This window comes from Pseudomonas sp. Pseusp10 (assembly GCF_059492225.1).
The window spans coordinates 1,831,958-1,847,840 of sequence record NZ_CP168528.1 but is presented as its reverse complement, the minus strand read 5'-3'; the positions used below and the strand labels follow the sequence as shown (position 1 = coordinate 1,847,840).

13 protein-coding genes are annotated in these 15,883 nt (G+C 59.9%); 11 read left to right on the top strand and 2 right to left on the bottom strand.

Features of this window, described 5'->3' with window-relative positions; all coding sequences use genetic code 11:
• Positions 1-153: 153 nt before the first annotated feature.
• Complete coding sequence (locus ACEN8Z_RS08195) at positions 154-846, bottom strand: tellurite resistance TerB family protein (RefSeq protein ID WP_495597313.1); 693 nt, start codon at positions 844-846, stop codon at positions 154-156.
• Between the two features lie 205 nt (positions 847-1,051).
• On the opposite strand from ACEN8Z_RS08195, the gene ACEN8Z_RS08190 reads away from it, so the two are divergent.
• The 9 genes from ACEN8Z_RS08190 to ACEN8Z_RS08150 all read left to right on the top strand — a co-directional run bounded on the left by ACEN8Z_RS08190 (position 1,052) and on the right by ACEN8Z_RS08150 (position 12,307).
• Complete coding sequence (locus tag ACEN8Z_RS08190; protein ID WP_007975056.1) at positions 1,052-1,966, top strand: LysR family transcriptional regulator; 915 nt, start codon at positions 1,052-1,054, stop codon at positions 1,964-1,966.
• 147 nt (positions 1,967-2,113) lie between these two features.
• Positions 2,114-3,571 (top strand): gamma-aminobutyraldehyde dehydrogenase, encoded by a 1,458-nt coding sequence (locus tag ACEN8Z_RS08185; RefSeq protein ID WP_495598103.1) that lies wholly within the window; start codon positions 2,114-2,116, stop codon positions 3,569-3,571.
• Positions 3,572-3,654: 83 nt separating this feature from the next.
• Positions 3,655-4,806, top strand: a complete 1,152-nt coding sequence (gene ydcS, locus ACEN8Z_RS08180; protein WP_495597312.1) for a putative ABC transporter substrate-binding protein YdcS — start codon at positions 3,655-3,657, stop codon at positions 4,804-4,806.
• A 217-nt stretch (positions 4,807-5,023) separates the two neighbouring features.
• A complete protein-coding gene (locus tag ACEN8Z_RS08175) occupies positions 5,024-6,061 on the top strand; it encodes an ABC transporter ATP-binding protein (protein WP_495597311.1) in 1,038 nt (345 codons plus the stop codon).
• A 1-nt stretch (position 6,062) separates the two neighbouring features.
• Positions 6,063-7,010 (top strand): ABC transporter permease, encoded by a 948-nt coding sequence (locus ACEN8Z_RS08170; protein ID WP_007996978.1) that lies wholly within the window; start codon positions 6,063-6,065, stop codon positions 7,008-7,010.
• A complete protein-coding gene (locus tag ACEN8Z_RS08165) occupies positions 7,000-7,809 on the top strand; it encodes an ABC transporter permease (protein ID WP_495597310.1) in 810 nt (269 codons plus the stop codon). Before ACEN8Z_RS08170 ends, ACEN8Z_RS08165 begins: the two co-directional genes overlap by 11 nt.
• A gap of 160 nt (positions 7,810-7,969) precedes the next feature.
• Positions 7,970-9,394 carry a gamma-aminobutyraldehyde dehydrogenase gene (locus ACEN8Z_RS08160; RefSeq protein WP_495597309.1) on the top strand — a complete coding sequence of 475 codons (1,425 nt, stop codon included), beginning with the start codon at positions 7,970-7,972 and terminating at the stop codon, positions 9,392-9,394.
• Positions 9,395-9,670: 276 nt separating this feature from the next.
• Positions 9,671-11,155 carry an APC family permease gene (locus tag ACEN8Z_RS08155; RefSeq protein WP_442095703.1) on the top strand — a complete coding sequence of 495 codons (1,485 nt, stop codon included), beginning with the start codon at positions 9,671-9,673 and terminating at the stop codon, positions 11,153-11,155.
• Between the two features lie 639 nt (positions 11,156-11,794).
• A complete protein-coding gene (locus ACEN8Z_RS08150; RefSeq protein WP_495597308.1) occupies positions 11,795-12,307 on the top strand; it encodes a BRO-N domain-containing protein in 513 nt (170 codons plus the stop codon).
• Between the two features lie 64 nt (positions 12,308-12,371).
• Here ACEN8Z_RS08150 and ACEN8Z_RS08145 read toward each other — a convergent pair whose 3' ends face one another.
• Positions 12,372-12,557, bottom strand: coding sequence for a hypothetical protein (locus tag ACEN8Z_RS08145; RefSeq protein WP_495597307.1), 186 nt, complete (start codon positions 12,555-12,557; stop codon positions 12,372-12,374).
• 419 nt (positions 12,558-12,976) lie between these two features.
• Here ACEN8Z_RS08145 and ACEN8Z_RS08140 point away from each other — a divergent pair, with 419 nt between their 5' ends.
• Together ACEN8Z_RS08140 and ACEN8Z_RS08135 are read left to right on the top strand one after the other, a co-directional pair.
• On the top strand, positions 12,977-14,605 hold the full coding sequence (locus ACEN8Z_RS08140; protein ID WP_495597306.1) for a glucan biosynthesis protein D: 1,629 nt from the start codon (positions 12,977-12,979) through the stop codon (positions 14,603-14,605).
• 277 nt (positions 14,606-14,882) lie between these two features.
• Positions 14,883-15,797 (top strand): glutamate/aspartate ABC transporter substrate-binding protein, encoded by a 915-nt coding sequence (locus tag ACEN8Z_RS08135; RefSeq protein ID WP_495597305.1) that lies wholly within the window; start codon positions 14,883-14,885, stop codon positions 15,795-15,797.
• The last annotated feature ends 86 nt before the right edge of the window (positions 15,798-15,883 follow it).

Here is a 15,883-nt window from a genome sequence, read left to right as displayed (position 1 = left end):
GGGACCGTGCAATGGTCATCAAGGAATGCGGTGTGACTGAAATTGTCATCGCGAGCAAGCTCGCTCCCACATTTGACTTATGTCGCGAACAAATTCTGTGTTCACAGCAATTCCCTGTGGGAGCGAGCTTGCTCGCGATGGCGGACTGAAGGTTTACAGGGAAGCCTGGCGAACCTGCTTCTCCAGCTCGGCCTTCAACCCCGGCTCCAGCTTGAGCTGCCGCGCCAGCTCGTCAAGGTAAGCCTTCTCCATGAAGTTTTCCTCATCCACCATCATTACGCTGGCGATGTACATCTCGGCGGCGATTTCCGGGGAGCGGGCAGCTCGGGCGACGTCGCTCGGGTCCAGCGGCTTGTTGAGCTCGGCGTGCAGCCAGTGTTGCAGCTCCTGGTCATTGTCGAGCCGGGTGAACTCGCCTTCGATCAAGGCCCGTTCACGCTCATCGACATGACCGTCAGCCTTGGCGGCCGCCACCAACGCCTTGAGAATCGCCTGACTGTGCAGCTCGACTTGCGCAGCCGGCACACGGTCCAGGGTTTGCGGTTCCGCACCGGCCGCAGCACCCTGCTGCGCATGCCAGTTACCCAAGGTTTTATAGGCCAGCACACCCAACGCGGCGAGACCACCGTAGACCGCGACCTTGCCCCCGACTTTACGGGCCTTTTTGCTGCCGAGCAGCAAACCCATGGCCCCTGCCGCCAATGCCCCGCCACTCGCGCCGGAGAGCAAACTGCCGAGGGCACCGGTGCCACCGCTCGCGCCCTTCTGCGGTGAGCTGCCTGCCTTGTTTTGCAACAGGTCCTGGCCGGATTTGAGCAATTGATCGAGCAATCCACGGGTGTTCATTTACCGCCTCCACAAGACGTTTAACCTGAAACCAAGGCCACCAGCCTAGATCGAAAGTTCCCGATTGCTGCCCGCAAGAGTGCTTCGAGATGTTGCTCCACCCTTTTCTGCTTGCCGCTTGAAGCTTGCGGCATAAAGCAGCCTTTCAAAAAAAACGATATACACTCCAGCCAATCGATAAAAACAGCCCACCGGGTGCTTTCCCATGATGACCTTGCGTCAGATCCGTCACTTCATCGCCGTGGCCGAGACCGGTTCGATCTCGGCCGCCGCGCAAACCGCGTTCATTTCCCAGTCGACCCTGACCCTGGCGATCCAGCAACTGGAGGAGGAAATCGGCGTCAGCCTGTTCAGTCGCCACGCCAAGGGGATGACCCTGACCCACCAGGGGCATCAATTCCTGCGCCAGGCGCACTTGATCCTGGCCACCGTGGATAACGCCAAGCGCAGCCTGCAACAGAGCACCGACCAGGTCGCCGGGCAGTTGATCGTCGGCGTGACCAGCCTGGTCGCCGGCTACTACCTGGCAGATTTGCTCACCCGTTTCCAGCGTGCCTACCCCAACGTGGAAATCCGCGTGATGGAAGATGAGCGCCCGTACATCGAACATTTGCTGGTCAGCGGCGAGATCGATGTCGGCGTGCTGATCCTCTCCAACCTCGAAGACCGCCACGCCTTGCAAACTGAAGTGCTGACCCACTCGCCGCACCGGCTGTGGCTGCCGGCCCAGCACCCGCTGCTGGAGCACGACAGCATCAACCTCGCCGATGTGGCCCGCGAACCATTGATTCAACTGAACGTCGATGAAATGGACCGCAACGCCCAGCGCATGTGGTCGGCAGCCTCCCTGCAACCGCGCATCACCCTGCGTACGGCCTCGACCGAAGCGGTGCGAAGCCTGGTGGCTGCCGGCCTGGGCGTGTCGATCCAGCCTGACATGACCTATCGCCCGTGGTCACTGGAGGGCGACATCATCGAAGCGCGGCCGATTGCCGACCTCAGCCAGACCCTGGATGTCGGCCTGGCCTGGCGTCGCGGCACTGCGCGGCCGGCGCTGGTGGACCCGTTCCTTACGGTCGCCCGCGAACAACCCCACGGCGGGCGCAAGCCATCTATTTAATCGAACGCCACCTTCAGTATTTAGTATTTGTTGTCCTCGGGTCCGCACACTAGTCTTGTTGCATCTAATAAAGACGGCCGGGCCCCAGTCACAGGGAGCGCTGCCATGTCTACACAAGAAGCCACACAAAAAACGAGAACCCGAAAAATGGCTGGCGCGCAGACCCCGTTGTTCACCGCATTGTTGATCGATGGTGAATTAGTAGCCGGCCAAGGCTGCGTCGAGCCGATTCTCAACCCGGCCACCGGGGAAGTGCTGACGCAAATTGCCGAAGCCAGCACCGAGCAAGTCGAAGCAGCGATCCTCGCTGCGAATCGCGCTTTTGCCGGTTGGTCACGGACCACGCCACAGCAGCGTTCGAACCTGCTGCTGGAAATCGCCAACGTCATCGAAAAAAATGCCGACCTGCTCGCCCGCCTCGAAGCCATGAACTGCGGCAAGCCGTTGCACCTGGCCCGTCAGGACGACCTGAATGCCACGGTCGACGTGTTCCGCTTCTTCGCCGGTGCCGTGCGCTGCCAGACCGGCCAGCTCAGCGGCGAATACCTGCCGGGCTACACCAGCATGGTCCGTCGCGATCCTATCGGGGTGGTGGCGTCGATTGCGCCGTGGAACTACCCGATCATGATGGCCGCGTGGAAAATCGCCCCGGCCCTCGCCGCCGGCAATACCCTGGTGTTCAAACCGTCGGAACACACGCCCCTGTCGATCCTGGCCCTGGCTCCGGCGCTGGCCGAGATCCTGCCACAGGGTGTGATCAACATCATTTGCGGTGGCGGTGAAGGGGTCGGCAGCCACCTGGTGAACCACCCTAAAGTGCGTATGGTGTCGCTGACCGGCGATATCGTCACTGGCCAGAAAATTCTTCAAGCCGCCGCCAAAACCCTCAAGCGCACACATCTTGAACTCGGTGGCAAGGCCCCGGTGATCGTCTGCAACGATGCCGACATCCAGGCCGTGGTCGAAGGCGTGCGCACCTACGGCTATTACAACGCCGGCCAGGATTGCACCGCAGCTTGCCGAATTTATGCCCAGGCCGGGATTCATGACCGTTTGGTGTCAGAACTCGGCGCGGCGGTCAGCAGCCTGCGCTTCGCCGGCAAACGCGACGCCGACAATGAAATCGGCCCATTGATCAGCACCCGCCAGCGCGACCGCGTGGCCAGTTTTGTCGAACGCGCCCTCGGCCAGCCGCACATCGAACGGGTAACTGGCGCGGCCGTGCATTCCGGTGCCGGCTTCTATTACCAGCCGACCCTGCTCGCCGGCTGCAAGCAAAGTGACGAGATCGTCCAGCGCGAAGTGTTCGGGCCGGTGGTCACCGTGACCCGCTTCGATGAACTTGAACAGGCGGTGGACTGGGCCAACGATTCGGAATACGGCCTGGCTTCGTCGGTCTGGACCCAGAACCTCGACAAGGCCATGCAGGTCGCGGCGCGCTTGCAGTACGGCTGCACCTGGATCAACAGCCATTTCATGCTGGTCAGCGAAATGCCCCATGGCGGCCTGAAACGTTCGGGCTACGGCAAAGACCTGTCCAGCGATTCGCTTCAGGACTACAGCGTGGTGCGGCACATCATGGCCCGCCATGGCGAGCATCTCTGACTACGCTTATAAGAAGCCACCAACGGCATGCTTCACCACGTTCACAACTGCCCCGACCATAATTTGAAGAAGAGGGAAATTCCATGTTCGTGCACAAGACCGCACTGCTCAGTGCAATCACCACCGCGCTGCTGGCCAGCGCCAGTGTCCAGGCCGCCGAGCCGCTCAAAGCTGTCGGGGCCGGCGAGGGCCAACTGGATATTGTGGCCTGGCCTGGCTACATCGAGCGTGGCGAGAGCGACAAGGCCTACGACTGGGTGACCGGTTTCGAAAAGGAAACCGGCTGCAAGGTCAACGTCAAGACAGCGGGTACCTCCGACGAAATGGTCAGCCTGATGGCCAAGGGTGGTTACGACCTGGTGACAGCGTCGGGCGATGCCTCCCTGCGCCTGATCGTCGGCAAGCGTGTGCAGCCGATCAACACTGCGTTGATCCCGAACTGGAAAAACCTCGACCCGCGCCTCAAGGATGGACCGTGGTACGTGGTCAACAAGCAGACCTACGGCACCCCGTATCAGTGGGGCCCGAATGTGTTGATGTACAACACCAACGTGTTCAAGACCGCGCCCACCAGCTGGGGCGTGCTGTTCAATCCGCAAAACCTGCCGGACGGCAAGCCGAACAAGGGCCGCGTGCAGGCCTATGACGGCCCGATCTACATCGCCGACGCGGCGCTGTACCTGAAGACCGCCAAGCCGGAACTGGGCATCCAGAACCCCTACGAACTGACCGAGGCCCAGTACAAGGCCGTGCTCGACCTGTTGCGCGCCCAGCAGCCGTTGATCCACCGCTACTGGCACGACACCACCGTGCAAATGAGCGACTTCAAGAACGAAGGCGTGGTCGCCTCCAGTTCATGGCCGTATCAGGTCAACGGCCTGATGAATGAGAAACAGCCGATCGCCTCGACCATCCCGAAAGAAGGCGCCACCGGTTGGGCCGACACCACCATGATGCATGCCGAGGCCAAGCACCCGAACTGCGCCTACAAGTGGATGGACTGGTCGCTGCAACCGAAAGTCCAGGGAGACGTCGCGGCGTGGTTCGGCTCGTTGCCAGCGGTTCCGGCGGCGTGCAAGGAGAGCGAATTGCTCGGCGCCGAAGGCTGCAAGACCAACGGTTTCGACCAGTTCGACAAGATCGCCTTCTGGAAAACCCCGCAGGCTGAAGGCGGCAAGTTCGTGCCGTACAGCCGCTGGACCCAGGATTACATCGCGATCATGGGTGGTAGATAACCCACCCTCCCCCTGTGGGAGCGAGCTTGCTCGCGATGAGGGCATTCCAGTCAATATTGTTACTGACTGACACTCCGCCATCGCGAGCAAGCTCGCTCCCACAGTAGATCACCGTCGTTGCCGCTACCGCGCTCGGCCGACAGATAAAAGTTTTTGTTTTTTCAGAAGTCCAGGCAGGGCCGCTGCGACGGCCTTCGCCTTTTTGGAGCACCGCACCATGACGCTTGCAGTCCAGTTCACCAACGTTTCCCGGCAATTCGGCGAAGTAAAAGCCGTAGACCGGGTTTCCATCGACATCCAGGACGGCGAGTTCTTCTCCATGCTGGGGCCGTCCGGCTCTGGCAAAACCACCTGTCTGCGCCTGATCGCCGGTTTTGAACAGCCGAGTGCAGGTTCCATCCGTATTCATGGCGAAGAGGCCGCCCACCTGCCGCCGTACCAGCGCGATGTGAACACCGTATTCCAGGATTACGCGCTGTTCCCGCACATGAACGTTCGCGACAACGTCGCCTACGGTTTGAAGGTTAAAGGCATCGGCAAGGCCGAGCGCTTCAAGCGTGCCGAAGAATCCCTGGAGATGGTCGCCCTCGGCGGCTACGGCGACCGCAAGCCGGTGCAGCTCTCCGGCGGTCAACGCCAGCGTGTGGCCCTGGCTCGCGCTTTGGTCAACCGTCCACGGGTGCTGTTGCTCGACGAACCCCTCGGCGCGCTCGACCTGAAGCTGCGCGAGCAAATGCAAGGCGAATTGAAGAAGCTGCAACGCCAGCTCGGCATCACCTTCATTTTCGTCACCCACGACCAGACCGAGGCGCTGTCGATGTCCGACCGCGTTGCGGTGTTTAACAAGGGCCGCATCGAACAGGTCGACAGCCCGCGCAACCTGTACATGAAGCCGGCCACCACGTTCGTGGCGGAATTCGTTGGCACCTCCAACGTGATTCGCGGCGAACTGGCCAAGCAGTTGAGTGGCAATCCGCAGCCATTCTCGATTCGCCCGGAACACGTGCGCTTCGCCGACGGTCCGCTAGCCAGCCACGAGATTGAAGTCAGCGGTTTGCTGCATGACATCCAGTACCAGGGCAGTGCGACTCGCTATGAGCTGAAACTGGAAAATGGCCAGACCCTGAACATCAGCAAGGCCAACAACCAATGGCTGGACACCAGCGCACAGCACCAGACCGGGCAGCGCATCAGTGCACGTTGGGCGCGTGAAGCCATGATTGCTTTGCACGACACCGTTGCGGGCGGGGTGTGACATGAACACCCTGGCTATCTCTCAAACCCGGTCAGGCGGCTCGCCATTGCGCCGGTTCTCCAACCTGCTGTATCGCCGGCCTAACCTCTATCTGTCGATGCTGCTGGTGCCACCGCTGCTGTGGTTCGGCGCGATCTACCTGGGCTCGTTGCTGGTGCTGCTGTGGCAAGGTCTCTACACCTTCGATGACTTCACCATGGCGGTCACCCCTGACCTGACCCTGGCGAACCTCACCGCGCTGTTCCAGCCGTCGAACTTCGACATCATCCTGCGTACCCTGGGCATGGCGATTGTCGTGTCGATTGCCAGCGCCTTCGTTGCGTTCCCGATTGCCTACTACATGGCGCGCTACACCACCGGCAAGACCAAGGCGTTTTTTTATATCGCGGTGATGATGCCGATGTGGGCCAGTTACATCGTCAAGGCTTACGCCTGGACGCTGCTACTGGCCAAGGGCGGCGTGGCGCAGTGGTTCGTGCAGCACCTGGGGCTGGAACCGGTTCTGCAATTCGTGCTGGGCATTCCGGGCGTTGGCGGCAGCACCTTGTCGACCTCGCACCTGGGGCGCTTCATGGTGTTCGTGTACATCTGGTTGCCGTTCATGATCCTGCCGATCCAGGCCTCGCTGGAACGCCTGCCGCCATCGCTGCTGCAAGCCTCCGCCGACCTCGGTGCCAAGCCGCGCCAGACCTTCACGCAAGTGATTCTGCCGCTGTCGATCCCGGGCATTGCCGCCGGTTCGATCTTCACCTTCTCGCTGACCCTGGGCGACTTCATCGTGCCGCAACTGGTGGGCCCGCCGGGTTACTTCGTCGGCAGCATGGTGTATGCCCAGCAAGGCGCCATCGGCAACATGCCCATGGCCGCCGCCTTCACCCTGGTGCCGATCGTGCTGATCGCCATCTACCTGTCCATCGTCAAACGTCTGGGAGCCTTCGATGCACTCTGAGAAAGCTTCTTTAGGCTTGAAAATCGCCGCCTGGGGTGGGTTGGTGTTCCTGCACTTCCCGATCCTGATCATCTTCCTGTACGCCTTCAACACCGAAGATGCGGCGTTCAGCTTCCCGCCCAAGGGCATCACCCTGAATTGGTTCAGCGTGGCGTTCTCGCGGCCGGACGTGCTGGAAGCCATCAAGCTGTCGTTGCAGATCGCCTCGATTGCCACCCTGATCGCCATGGTCCTCGGCACGCTGGCGTCGGCGGCGTTGTACCGCCGGGACTTCTTCGGCAAGCAAGGCATCTCGCTGATGCTGATCCTGCCGATTGCCTTGCCGGGGATCATTACCGGGATCGCGTTGCTGGCAACGTTCAAGACATTGGGCATCGAGCCGGGGATGTTCACCATCATCGTCGGTCACGCGACTTTCTGTGTGGTGATCGTCTACAACAACGTCATCGCCCGTTTGCGCCGTACCTCCCACAGCTTGATCGAAGCCTCGATGGACCTCGGCGCAGACGGCTGGCAGACCTTCCGCTACATCATCCTGCCGAACCTCGGCTCGGCGTTGCTGGCCGGCGGCATGCTGGCGTTTGCCCTGTCGTTCGACGAAATCATCGTCACTACCTTCACCGCCGGCCATGAACGGACCCTGCCGCTGTGGCTGCTCAACCAGCTCAGCCGCCCACGGGACGTGCCGGTGACCAACGTCGTGGCGATGCTGGTGATGATCGTGACCATGCTGCCGATTCTTGGTGCCTATTACCTGACCCGGGGTGGTGAGAGCGTTGCGGGGAGTGGCGGGAAATAAACTCAAAATAGACACCACTACCCCCTGTGGGAGCGAGCTTGCTCGCGATGAGGCCATCACATTCAGCATGGATGGTGGCTGACACACCGCCATCGCGAGCAAGCTCGCTCCCACAGGGACTGGTTTCAAAACAAGATCTGCATTGATGAGGACAAATGCCATGCAAACCAAACTCTTGATCAACGGCCAACTGCAAGATGGCGAAGGCCCCGCCCAACCAGTGTTCAACCCGGCGCTGGGTCGTGTACTGGTGGAGATCAACGAAGCCAGCGAAGCCCAGGTCGATGCCGCCGTACGCGCCGCCGACGCCGCTTTCGAGAGCTGGTCGCAAACCCCGCCGAAAGCGCGTTCGCTGCTGCTGCTCAAACTCGCCGATGCCATTGAGGCCCACGGCGAAGAGCTGGCCAAACTGGAATCGGACAACTGCGGCAAGCCTTACAGCGCCGCGCTGAACGACGAGATCCCGGCGATTGCCGACGTGTTCCGCTTCTTCGCCGGCGCCAGCCGCTGCATGAGCGGTTCGGCCGGTGGCGAATACCTGCCGGGCCACACCTCGATGATCCGTCGCGACCCGGTGGGTGTGATCGCCTCCATCGCGCCGTGGAACTACCCGCTGATGATGGTGGCCTGGAAAATCGCCCCGGCCCTGGCTGCCGGTAATACCGTGGTGCTCAAACCGTCGGAACAAACCCCGCTGACCGCCCTGCGCCTGGCCGAACTGGCGTCGGACATCTTCCCGGCCGGCGTGCTCAATCTGGTATTTGGCCGTGGTCCTACCGTCGGTAGCCCGCTGGTCACCCACCCGAAAGTGCGCATGGTGTCGCTGACCGGTTCGATCGCCACCGGGTCGAACATCATTTCCAGCACCGCCGACAGCGTCAAACGCATGCACATGGAATTGGGCGGCAAGGCCCCGGTGATCATCTTCGATGACGCCGACATCGACGCCGCCGTCGAAGGCATCCGCACCTTCGGTTTCTACAACGCCGGGCAAGACTGCACCGCCGCCTGCCGCATCTATGCCCAGGCAGGCATCTACGAGAAGTTCGTCGAGAAACTCGGGGCTGCGGTCAGCAGCATCAAGTACGGCCTGCAGGACGATCCGTCTACCGAACTCGGCCCGCTGATCACCGCGCAACACCGTGACCGCGTTGCCGGTTTCGTCGAACGCGCCATTGCTCAACCGCACATCCGTCTGATCACTGGCGGTAAAGCAGTCGACGGCAACGGTTACTTCTTCGAGCCGACCGTACTGGCCGATGCGCAGCAGGATGACGAAATCGTCCGTCGCGAAGTGTTCGGGCCAGTGGTGTCGGTCACCAGATTCAGCGATGAAGCGCAGGTACTCGGCTGGGCCAACGATTCGGAATACGGCCTGGCGTCGTCGGTGTGGACCGCCGACGTCGGTCGCGCCCATCGCCTGTCGGCCCGCTTGCACTACGGCTGCACCTGGGTGAATACGCACTTCATGCTGGTCAGCGAAATGCCTCATGGCGGTCAGAAACTGTCCGGCTATGGCAAGGACATGTCCATGTACGGGCTGGAGGACTACACCGTTGTGCGGCATGTGATGTTCAAACATTAAGAAAAGCATCGCCTGTAGGAGCGAGCTTGCTCGCGATGGACGTCAACGTTGACGCGGGGATCCTGACGCCCCTCGGTGTCCTCAGGTTTTTCGCGAGCAAGCTCGCTCCTACAGCGAATGGCGTCACCGCAACACTCAAGGAAGAAACCGGCACCCAGCACCACCAGGCTCCACAGCAAAAAAACAAAACAATAACCACCGATCCGGGCGGTGCCCTCAAGGCCCCGCCACGGTTTCGGACATCCGAAATCTGCCGATTTTCCGGAGAAAACACACATGAGTGCATCACCCGATCTCTCTGTAGCCCTTGCCGACAGCGATGCCGAGCAACTACGCAAGCTGGGTTACAGCTCCAACTTCAATCGCAGCATGAGCTTGTGGGAAAACTTCGCCCTGGGCTTCACTTACCTTTCCCCGGTCGTCGGGGTTTATACCCTGTTCGGCTTGTGCCTGGCCGCTGGCGGGCCACCCATGTTCTGGGCTTACTTGCTGGTCGGTTGCGGCCAGTTGCTGGTGTGCCTGATCTTCGGCGAAGTGGTTTCGCAGTTCCCGATTTCCGGCGGCGTGTACCCATGGGCCCGCCGTCTGGTGGGCAAGCGTTGGGCGTGGATGGTGGGCTGGATCTACTCCATCGCCCTGTGCGTGACCATCGCGGCGGTTGCCGTGGGTGCCGGTCCGTACCTCGCCGCCATGATGGGCTTTGAACCGAGCAACAACACCAACATCATCATCGCCCTGTTCCTGACGCTGTTCGCCACCCTGGTCAATCTCAGCGGCACCAAAGTGCTGGCGCGGATCGCCATGTTCGGCTTCCTCTGCGAGCTGGTGGGCGCGGTGATCGTCGGCGTTTACCTGCTGATTTTCGAGCGTCATCAACCCATCAGCGTGTTGTTCAACACCTTCGATATCAGCGTCGACGGCTCGTACCTGCCGGCGTTCCTCACCGCATCGCTGGCGGGGATGTTCCTGTACTACGGCTTCGAGGCCTGCGGCGACGTGGCCGAAGAAACCCCGAACCCGAGCAAGAAGATCCCGGTGGCCATGCGCATGACCATCTACATCGGCGGCATCGCGGCAATGTTCGCCTGCCTGGCGCTGATCCTGGCCGTGCCGGACATGCAAGCCGTGATCAATGGCACCGACAAGGACCCGGTCACCACCATCCTCAACAACGCATTTGGCCCTGTGGGTTCGAAAGTGGTGATGGGCGTGGTGATGATTTCCTTCATCTCCTGCGTCATCAGCCTGCAAGCGGCGGCCAGTCGTTTGCTGTATTCCTACGCCCGCGACGAAATGGTTATTGGCAGCCGACTGCTGAAGAAGATTTCCCCTACGACTCAGGTTCCAGTTGCCGCGCTGTTCGTCTCCGGCGTCCTGCCGGCGCTGATCATCATCCTCGGCTTCTTTCTGCAGGATGCAGTAGCCACCATCGTCAGCTTCGCCGCCATCGGCATCTACCTTGCGTTCCAGATGATCGTGCTCGGGGCTCTGTACGCCCGCATGAAAGGCTGGAAACCGAGCGGCAAATTCACCCTTGGTGCCTGGGGCTGGGCGGTGAACATCGGCGCACTGGTCTATGGTGTCGGGGCCATCATCAACATGGCCTGGCCACGGACACCGGATGCTGCGTGGTACATCAACTACGCCATGGTCCTGAGTACTGCCATCGTTATTGGTTTGGGCTTGCTCTACATGTGGATCGCCAAGCCGTATGACCACGGAAAGGCGCCTGCGGGGGATGCGTGGAAGGTTAGTCGGTAAGGTATTCGCCCTCGCTTGGAGACCCTGCCCGTAACGATACGGGCAGGACTTCAAGTCAATAAGGGGCTGAGGGGACATGAAACACCACCCTCAGAAAGCGAAATGCGAAGTAGCAGCTGGCGAAGCCTGCGTTCGGCTGCGTAGCAGTCGTGAAATCAGACCACGCGGTGTTTCAGGAAGATCTCGCACGCAGGCTTTACGACTGCTACGCAGCCGGACGCAGGCTACGCCAGCTGCTACAGATCGTATTTTGGCTTAACTGATCAGCACCACTCAGCTTTATACAAAACCAGCAAGATCCTACAGATCTGCCCTTCCTGAAAAACCCTCGATTCCTACAACATGCGTCGCCAGAGTAGACTTGGCGCCGCGAGCGCCTGACCGATAGGCTTCATTCCGTCGCTGCCAAATCAGCGACCCGGAGTCGAAGCCGGAACTTATCAACATGGCGCATCCGCGCCCCCATACGAACTGGGGCATTTTTTTGCCTTTCAGTTTCGCGTTATGGCGGGTCGTGTGGCGCGGGCCTCTTGGCTTCCATGTTGATAGAGAGTGTCCCGACTTCGAACGCCGCACGGTCCGCCACCCTAATCTGTCGAAGGATTAGTGGCGGCTCCACTTTCAACATGGAGTCGAAAAATGCACAAGCACACATCACATCCGACTGAAACTCCGTCCTGCTTCATTCCTAAAGTCTTCACCCGCCACAACCGCTTCCTCCACGCCTTCATGCAAGACAACCAAGTCTGGTTCTGCGCCCAGGATCTGGGACGCCTGATGGGCAAACCATTGAATGAACGCCTCACCCTGAAACTCGACCCTGACCAACGTCGCACCGTCTGTCTGCTCAAGGACGGCAAAACGGTCGAAACATTAATGATCAGCGAATCTGGCATGTACGCCTTGCTGGTTCACCACTTCGTCCCGGAAAACCGCAACCTGCGCCAGTGGTTGAGCAACGAAGTCATACCCTCGCTGCGTGATGCGAAATCAGCGCCTGTGGAAAACCTGCCAAGCCTGAGTTCCTTGAATTGGGCGGGAGTTTCGGTGCCCTTGCTGCATTACCAACATCACGCCTGGATCAAGTGGCGAGACATGCCTGAGTTGATGCAGGTGCAGCGACCCTTCCCAATCGCTGGCACTTGCCGTTGAAGGGATAAATCAAGCTGATCAAACAGGGACAGACTTCACAGTCCGTCCCTTTGGGTTTGCCTGCTCAAAACCGCGAAACACTCCTCATCGCATCCACCAGATACCGCATCGCGATCCTGTCGCTCTCCGACAGCTCCCGATAGCGCTCCACCAGTTTCATCTCCTCGGAATTCAGCCGGCGTCTTTGCCGTCCGCTGGTCAGACACGGAAAGATTCCCAACAATTCAGTGATGTTCTGTACTTTCGACATGGACGATGTCCTTCTCTAGACGTCAAAGAAACTGCAAAAAAACCGCATCGCCCTATCCCTTTTTCAGCAGCCGCCGGGTGCCCACTGAACCGCACCGGTCCGAAGGGCATAAACCGGTCATGAGCACAGAATAGAAATATTCCGGGCGCTGAAAAGCGTTTTTTAGAGTAATTAATCGAAAAAAGCAGAAATGCCCTGTAAATCAGAAATCCCTGTCGGAATTGTTTCCCGACATGTCTTGTTTCATTGCCGAGCCAGCGCTGTGCCATCAATCAATTTTGCTCTGCAATCGAACGGTTTAAGCTACCCGGCATCTGTTTTACAGTCCGTTGCGTTTGGCCGAAGGCATGTCCGAACCGATATTTCTGATCCAGCACGTGCCAGGAACGGCGCGGGATTGCTCACGACAGGTTGTATTTATGCACCGCAGGAATTTGCTCAAAGCCTCCATGGCCATTGCGGCCTACACTGGCTTGTCCGCCACGGGGCTGTTGGCGGCCCAGGCCTGGGCCGCCAACAGCGGCACCGCTGATGGCGAGGCCACCGCGTTCGATTTCGAGGCGCTGAAACGCCAGGCCAAACAGCTCGCCAGCAATCGCTACCAGGACACCAAGCAACAGTTGCCGCCGACCCTGGCGACCATGACGCCGCAGAACTTCAACGCGATCCGCTACGACGCCAACCACTCCTTGTGGAATGACCTGAACGGTCAGTTGGATGTGCAGTTTTTCCACGTCGGTATGGGGTTCAGGCAGCCGGTACGCATGTACAGCGTCGACCCCAAGACCCGCCAGGCGCGTGAGGTGCATTTCCGCCCGTCGCTGTTCAACTATGAAAACACCACGGTCGACACAGCGCAGCTCAAGGGCGACCTGGGTTTCTCCGGCTTCAAGCTGTTCAAGGCCCCGGAACTGGACAAACACGACGTCGTGTCCTTCCTCGGCGCCAGTTACTTCCGGGCGGTGGACGCCACCGGCCAGTATGGCTTGTCGGCCCGCGGCCTGGCCATCGATACCTATGCCAAAAAACGTGAGGAATTCCCGGACTTCACCAAGTTCTGGTTCGAGACGCCGGACAAGGACAGCACCCGCTTCGTGGTCTACGCCTTGCTCGACTCGCCGAGCGCCACCGGTGCCTACCGCTTCGATATCGACTGCCAGGCCGAGCGCGTGGTGATGGAGATCGATGCCCACGTCAACGCACGCACCGCCATCGACCAACTGGGCATCGCGCCGATGACCAGCATGTTCAGCTGCGGCACCCACGAACGCCGGATGTGCGACACCATTCACCCGCAAATCCACGACTCCGATCGCCTGGCCATGTGGCGCGGCAACGGCGAATGGATCTGCCGTCCGCTGAACAATCCGGTGACCCTGCAATTCAATGCCTTCGCCGACAAGGACCCGAAAGGTTTCGGCCTGGTGCAGACCGACCACGAATTCGCCAGCTATCAGGACACTGTCGACTGGTACAGCCGCCGCCCGAGCCTGTGGGTCGAACCGACCACTGCATGGGGCGAAGGCTCGGTCGATCTGCTGGAGATCCCGACCACCGGCGAGACCATGGACAACATCGTCGCCTTCTGGACCCCGAAGAAACCAGTGGCTGCCGGCGATTCGCTGAACTACGGCTACAAGCTCTACTGGAGCGCACTGCCACCGGTCGGCACACCACTGGCGCGGGTCAATGCAACCCGTTCGGGCATGGGTGGCTTCACCGAAGGCTGGGCGCCAGGCGAGCATTACCCGCCAGTCTGGGCCCGTCGTTTTGCCGTGGACTTCACCGGCGGCGGCCTGGACCGTTTGCCTGAAGGCGCGGGCATAGAGCCGGTGGTCACTTGCTCGAACGGCGAGGTCAAGGATTTCAGCGTGCTCAAGCTGGATGACATCAGGGGCTACCGCATCCTGTTTGACTGGTACCCGACCAATGACAGCGTGGAGCCTGTCGAGCTGCGCCTGTTCATCCGCACCAACGACCGCACGCTGAGTGAAACCTGGTTGTACCAGTACTTTCCGCCTGCGCCCGACAAGCGCAAATACACCTGACACCCAGGTAGCACCCAGCCACCATTCGGTTTTCCGAACGCGACCTGCGGGTCGGTTCGGTTAACCGGATCCTTCGATGACAATATGAGCGCCATAAATATTTAATTTCCTTATAAATCAATGATTTGACCAATTAGCACTGGTCTGGCACGAGTCATGCTCTACACTTCTTCGACGAATGCCCCTGGCGCGCACTTTCAGTAGCGCTCTGGCATTTGCAGCACAAAAAGGGCCGATGAACTGGCTCCATAAAAAAAACAATGTCGAGGAAAATTTGATGCGCATCGTTCCCCATATCCTGGGCGCAGCCATTGCTGCCGCTCTGATCAGCACGCCAGTTTTCGCCGCCGAACTGACCGGCACCCTGAAGAAGATCAAAGAGTCCGGCGTCATCACCCTCGGGCATCGCGACGCTTCCATTCCGTTCTCCTACATCGCGGATGCTTCCGGCAAACCGGTCGGCTACTCCCACGACATCCAGCTGAAAGTCGTCGAAGCGCTGAAAAAAGACCTCGACATGCCGAATCTCCAGGTCAAATACAACCTGGTGACTTCGCAAACCCGCATCCCGCTGGTGCAGAACGGCACCGTGGACCTCGAGTGCGGTTCCACCACCAACAACGTCGAGCGTCAGCAGCAAGTTGACTTCTCCGTTGGCATCTTCGAAATCGGTACTCGCCTGCTGTCCAAGGCAGACTCCAAGTACAAGGATTTCCCTGACCTGGCCGGCAAGAACGTCGTGACCACCGCCGGCACCACGTCCGAGCGCATCCTCAAGGCGATGAACGCCGACAAGCAGATGGGCATGAACGTCATCTCGGCCAAAGACCACGGCGAATCCTTCCAGATGCTGGAAACCGGCCGTGCCGTGGCTTTCATGATGGACGACGCTCTGCTGGCAGGTGAAGCAGCCAAGGCCAAGAATGCGAAAGACTGGGCAGTGACCGGTACTCCGCAGTCCTTCGAAATCTACGGCTGCATGGTGCGCAAAGGCGACGAGCCGTTCAAAAAGGCTGTGGATGACGCCATCAAGGCCACCTACGCATCGGGCGAGATCAACAAGATCTACGACAAGTGGTTCATGCAGCCAATCCCGCCAAAAGGCCTGAACCTGAACTTCCCGATGAGCGACGAGCTCAAGGCCCTGATCGCCAATCCAACCGATAAAGCGGCTGACGACAAGAAATCCTGATTTCTGACTAACCTTATCTCCTGAGAGGGCCCTCGCCCTTTCAGGAGGTGGTCACTTCCTGCTGGCATTTTTTGGAAACACTCGAA

What these genes read in the sequence shown, in the direction of transcription:
- ACEN8Z_RS08185 (WP_495598103.1), top strand. Translation starts at nt 2,114, where the DNA reads ATGGCTGGCGCGCAGACCCCGTTGTTCACCGCATTGTTGATCGATGGT.
- ACEN8Z_RS08165 (WP_495597310.1), top strand. Translation starts at nt 7,000, where the DNA reads ATGCACTCTGAGAAAGCTTCTTTAGGCTTGAAAATCGCCGCCTGGGGT.
- ACEN8Z_RS08145 (WP_495597307.1), bottom strand. Translation starts at nt 12,557, where the DNA reads ATGTCGAAAGTACAGAACATCACTGAATTGTTGGGAATCTTTCCGTGT.
- ACEN8Z_RS08195 (WP_495597313.1), bottom strand. Translation starts at nt 846, where the DNA reads ATGAACACCCGTGGATTGCTCGATCAATTGCTCAAATCCGGCCAGGAC.
- ACEN8Z_RS08160 (WP_495597309.1), top strand. Translation starts at nt 7,970, where the DNA reads ATGCAAACCAAACTCTTGATCAACGGCCAACTGCAAGATGGCGAAGGC.
- ACEN8Z_RS08155 (WP_442095703.1), top strand. Translation starts at nt 9,671, where the DNA reads ATGAGTGCATCACCCGATCTCTCTGTAGCCCTTGCCGACAGCGATGCC.
- ydcS (WP_495597312.1), top strand. Translation starts at nt 3,655, where the DNA reads ATGTTCGTGCACAAGACCGCACTGCTCAGTGCAATCACCACCGCGCTG.
- ACEN8Z_RS08150 (WP_495597308.1), top strand. Translation starts at nt 11,795, where the DNA reads ATGCACAAGCACACATCACATCCGACTGAAACTCCGTCCTGCTTCATT.
- ACEN8Z_RS08175 (WP_495597311.1), top strand. Translation starts at nt 5,024, where the DNA reads ATGACGCTTGCAGTCCAGTTCACCAACGTTTCCCGGCAATTCGGCGAA.
- ACEN8Z_RS08140 (WP_495597306.1), top strand. Translation starts at nt 12,977, where the DNA reads ATGCACCGCAGGAATTTGCTCAAAGCCTCCATGGCCATTGCGGCCTAC.
- ACEN8Z_RS08170 (WP_007996978.1), top strand. Translation starts at nt 6,063, where the DNA reads ATGAACACCCTGGCTATCTCTCAAACCCGGTCAGGCGGCTCGCCATTG.
- ACEN8Z_RS08135 (WP_495597305.1), top strand. Translation starts at nt 14,883, where the DNA reads ATGCGCATCGTTCCCCATATCCTGGGCGCAGCCATTGCTGCCGCTCTG.
- ACEN8Z_RS08190 (WP_007975056.1), top strand. Translation starts at nt 1,052, where the DNA reads ATGATGACCTTGCGTCAGATCCGTCACTTCATCGCCGTGGCCGAGACC.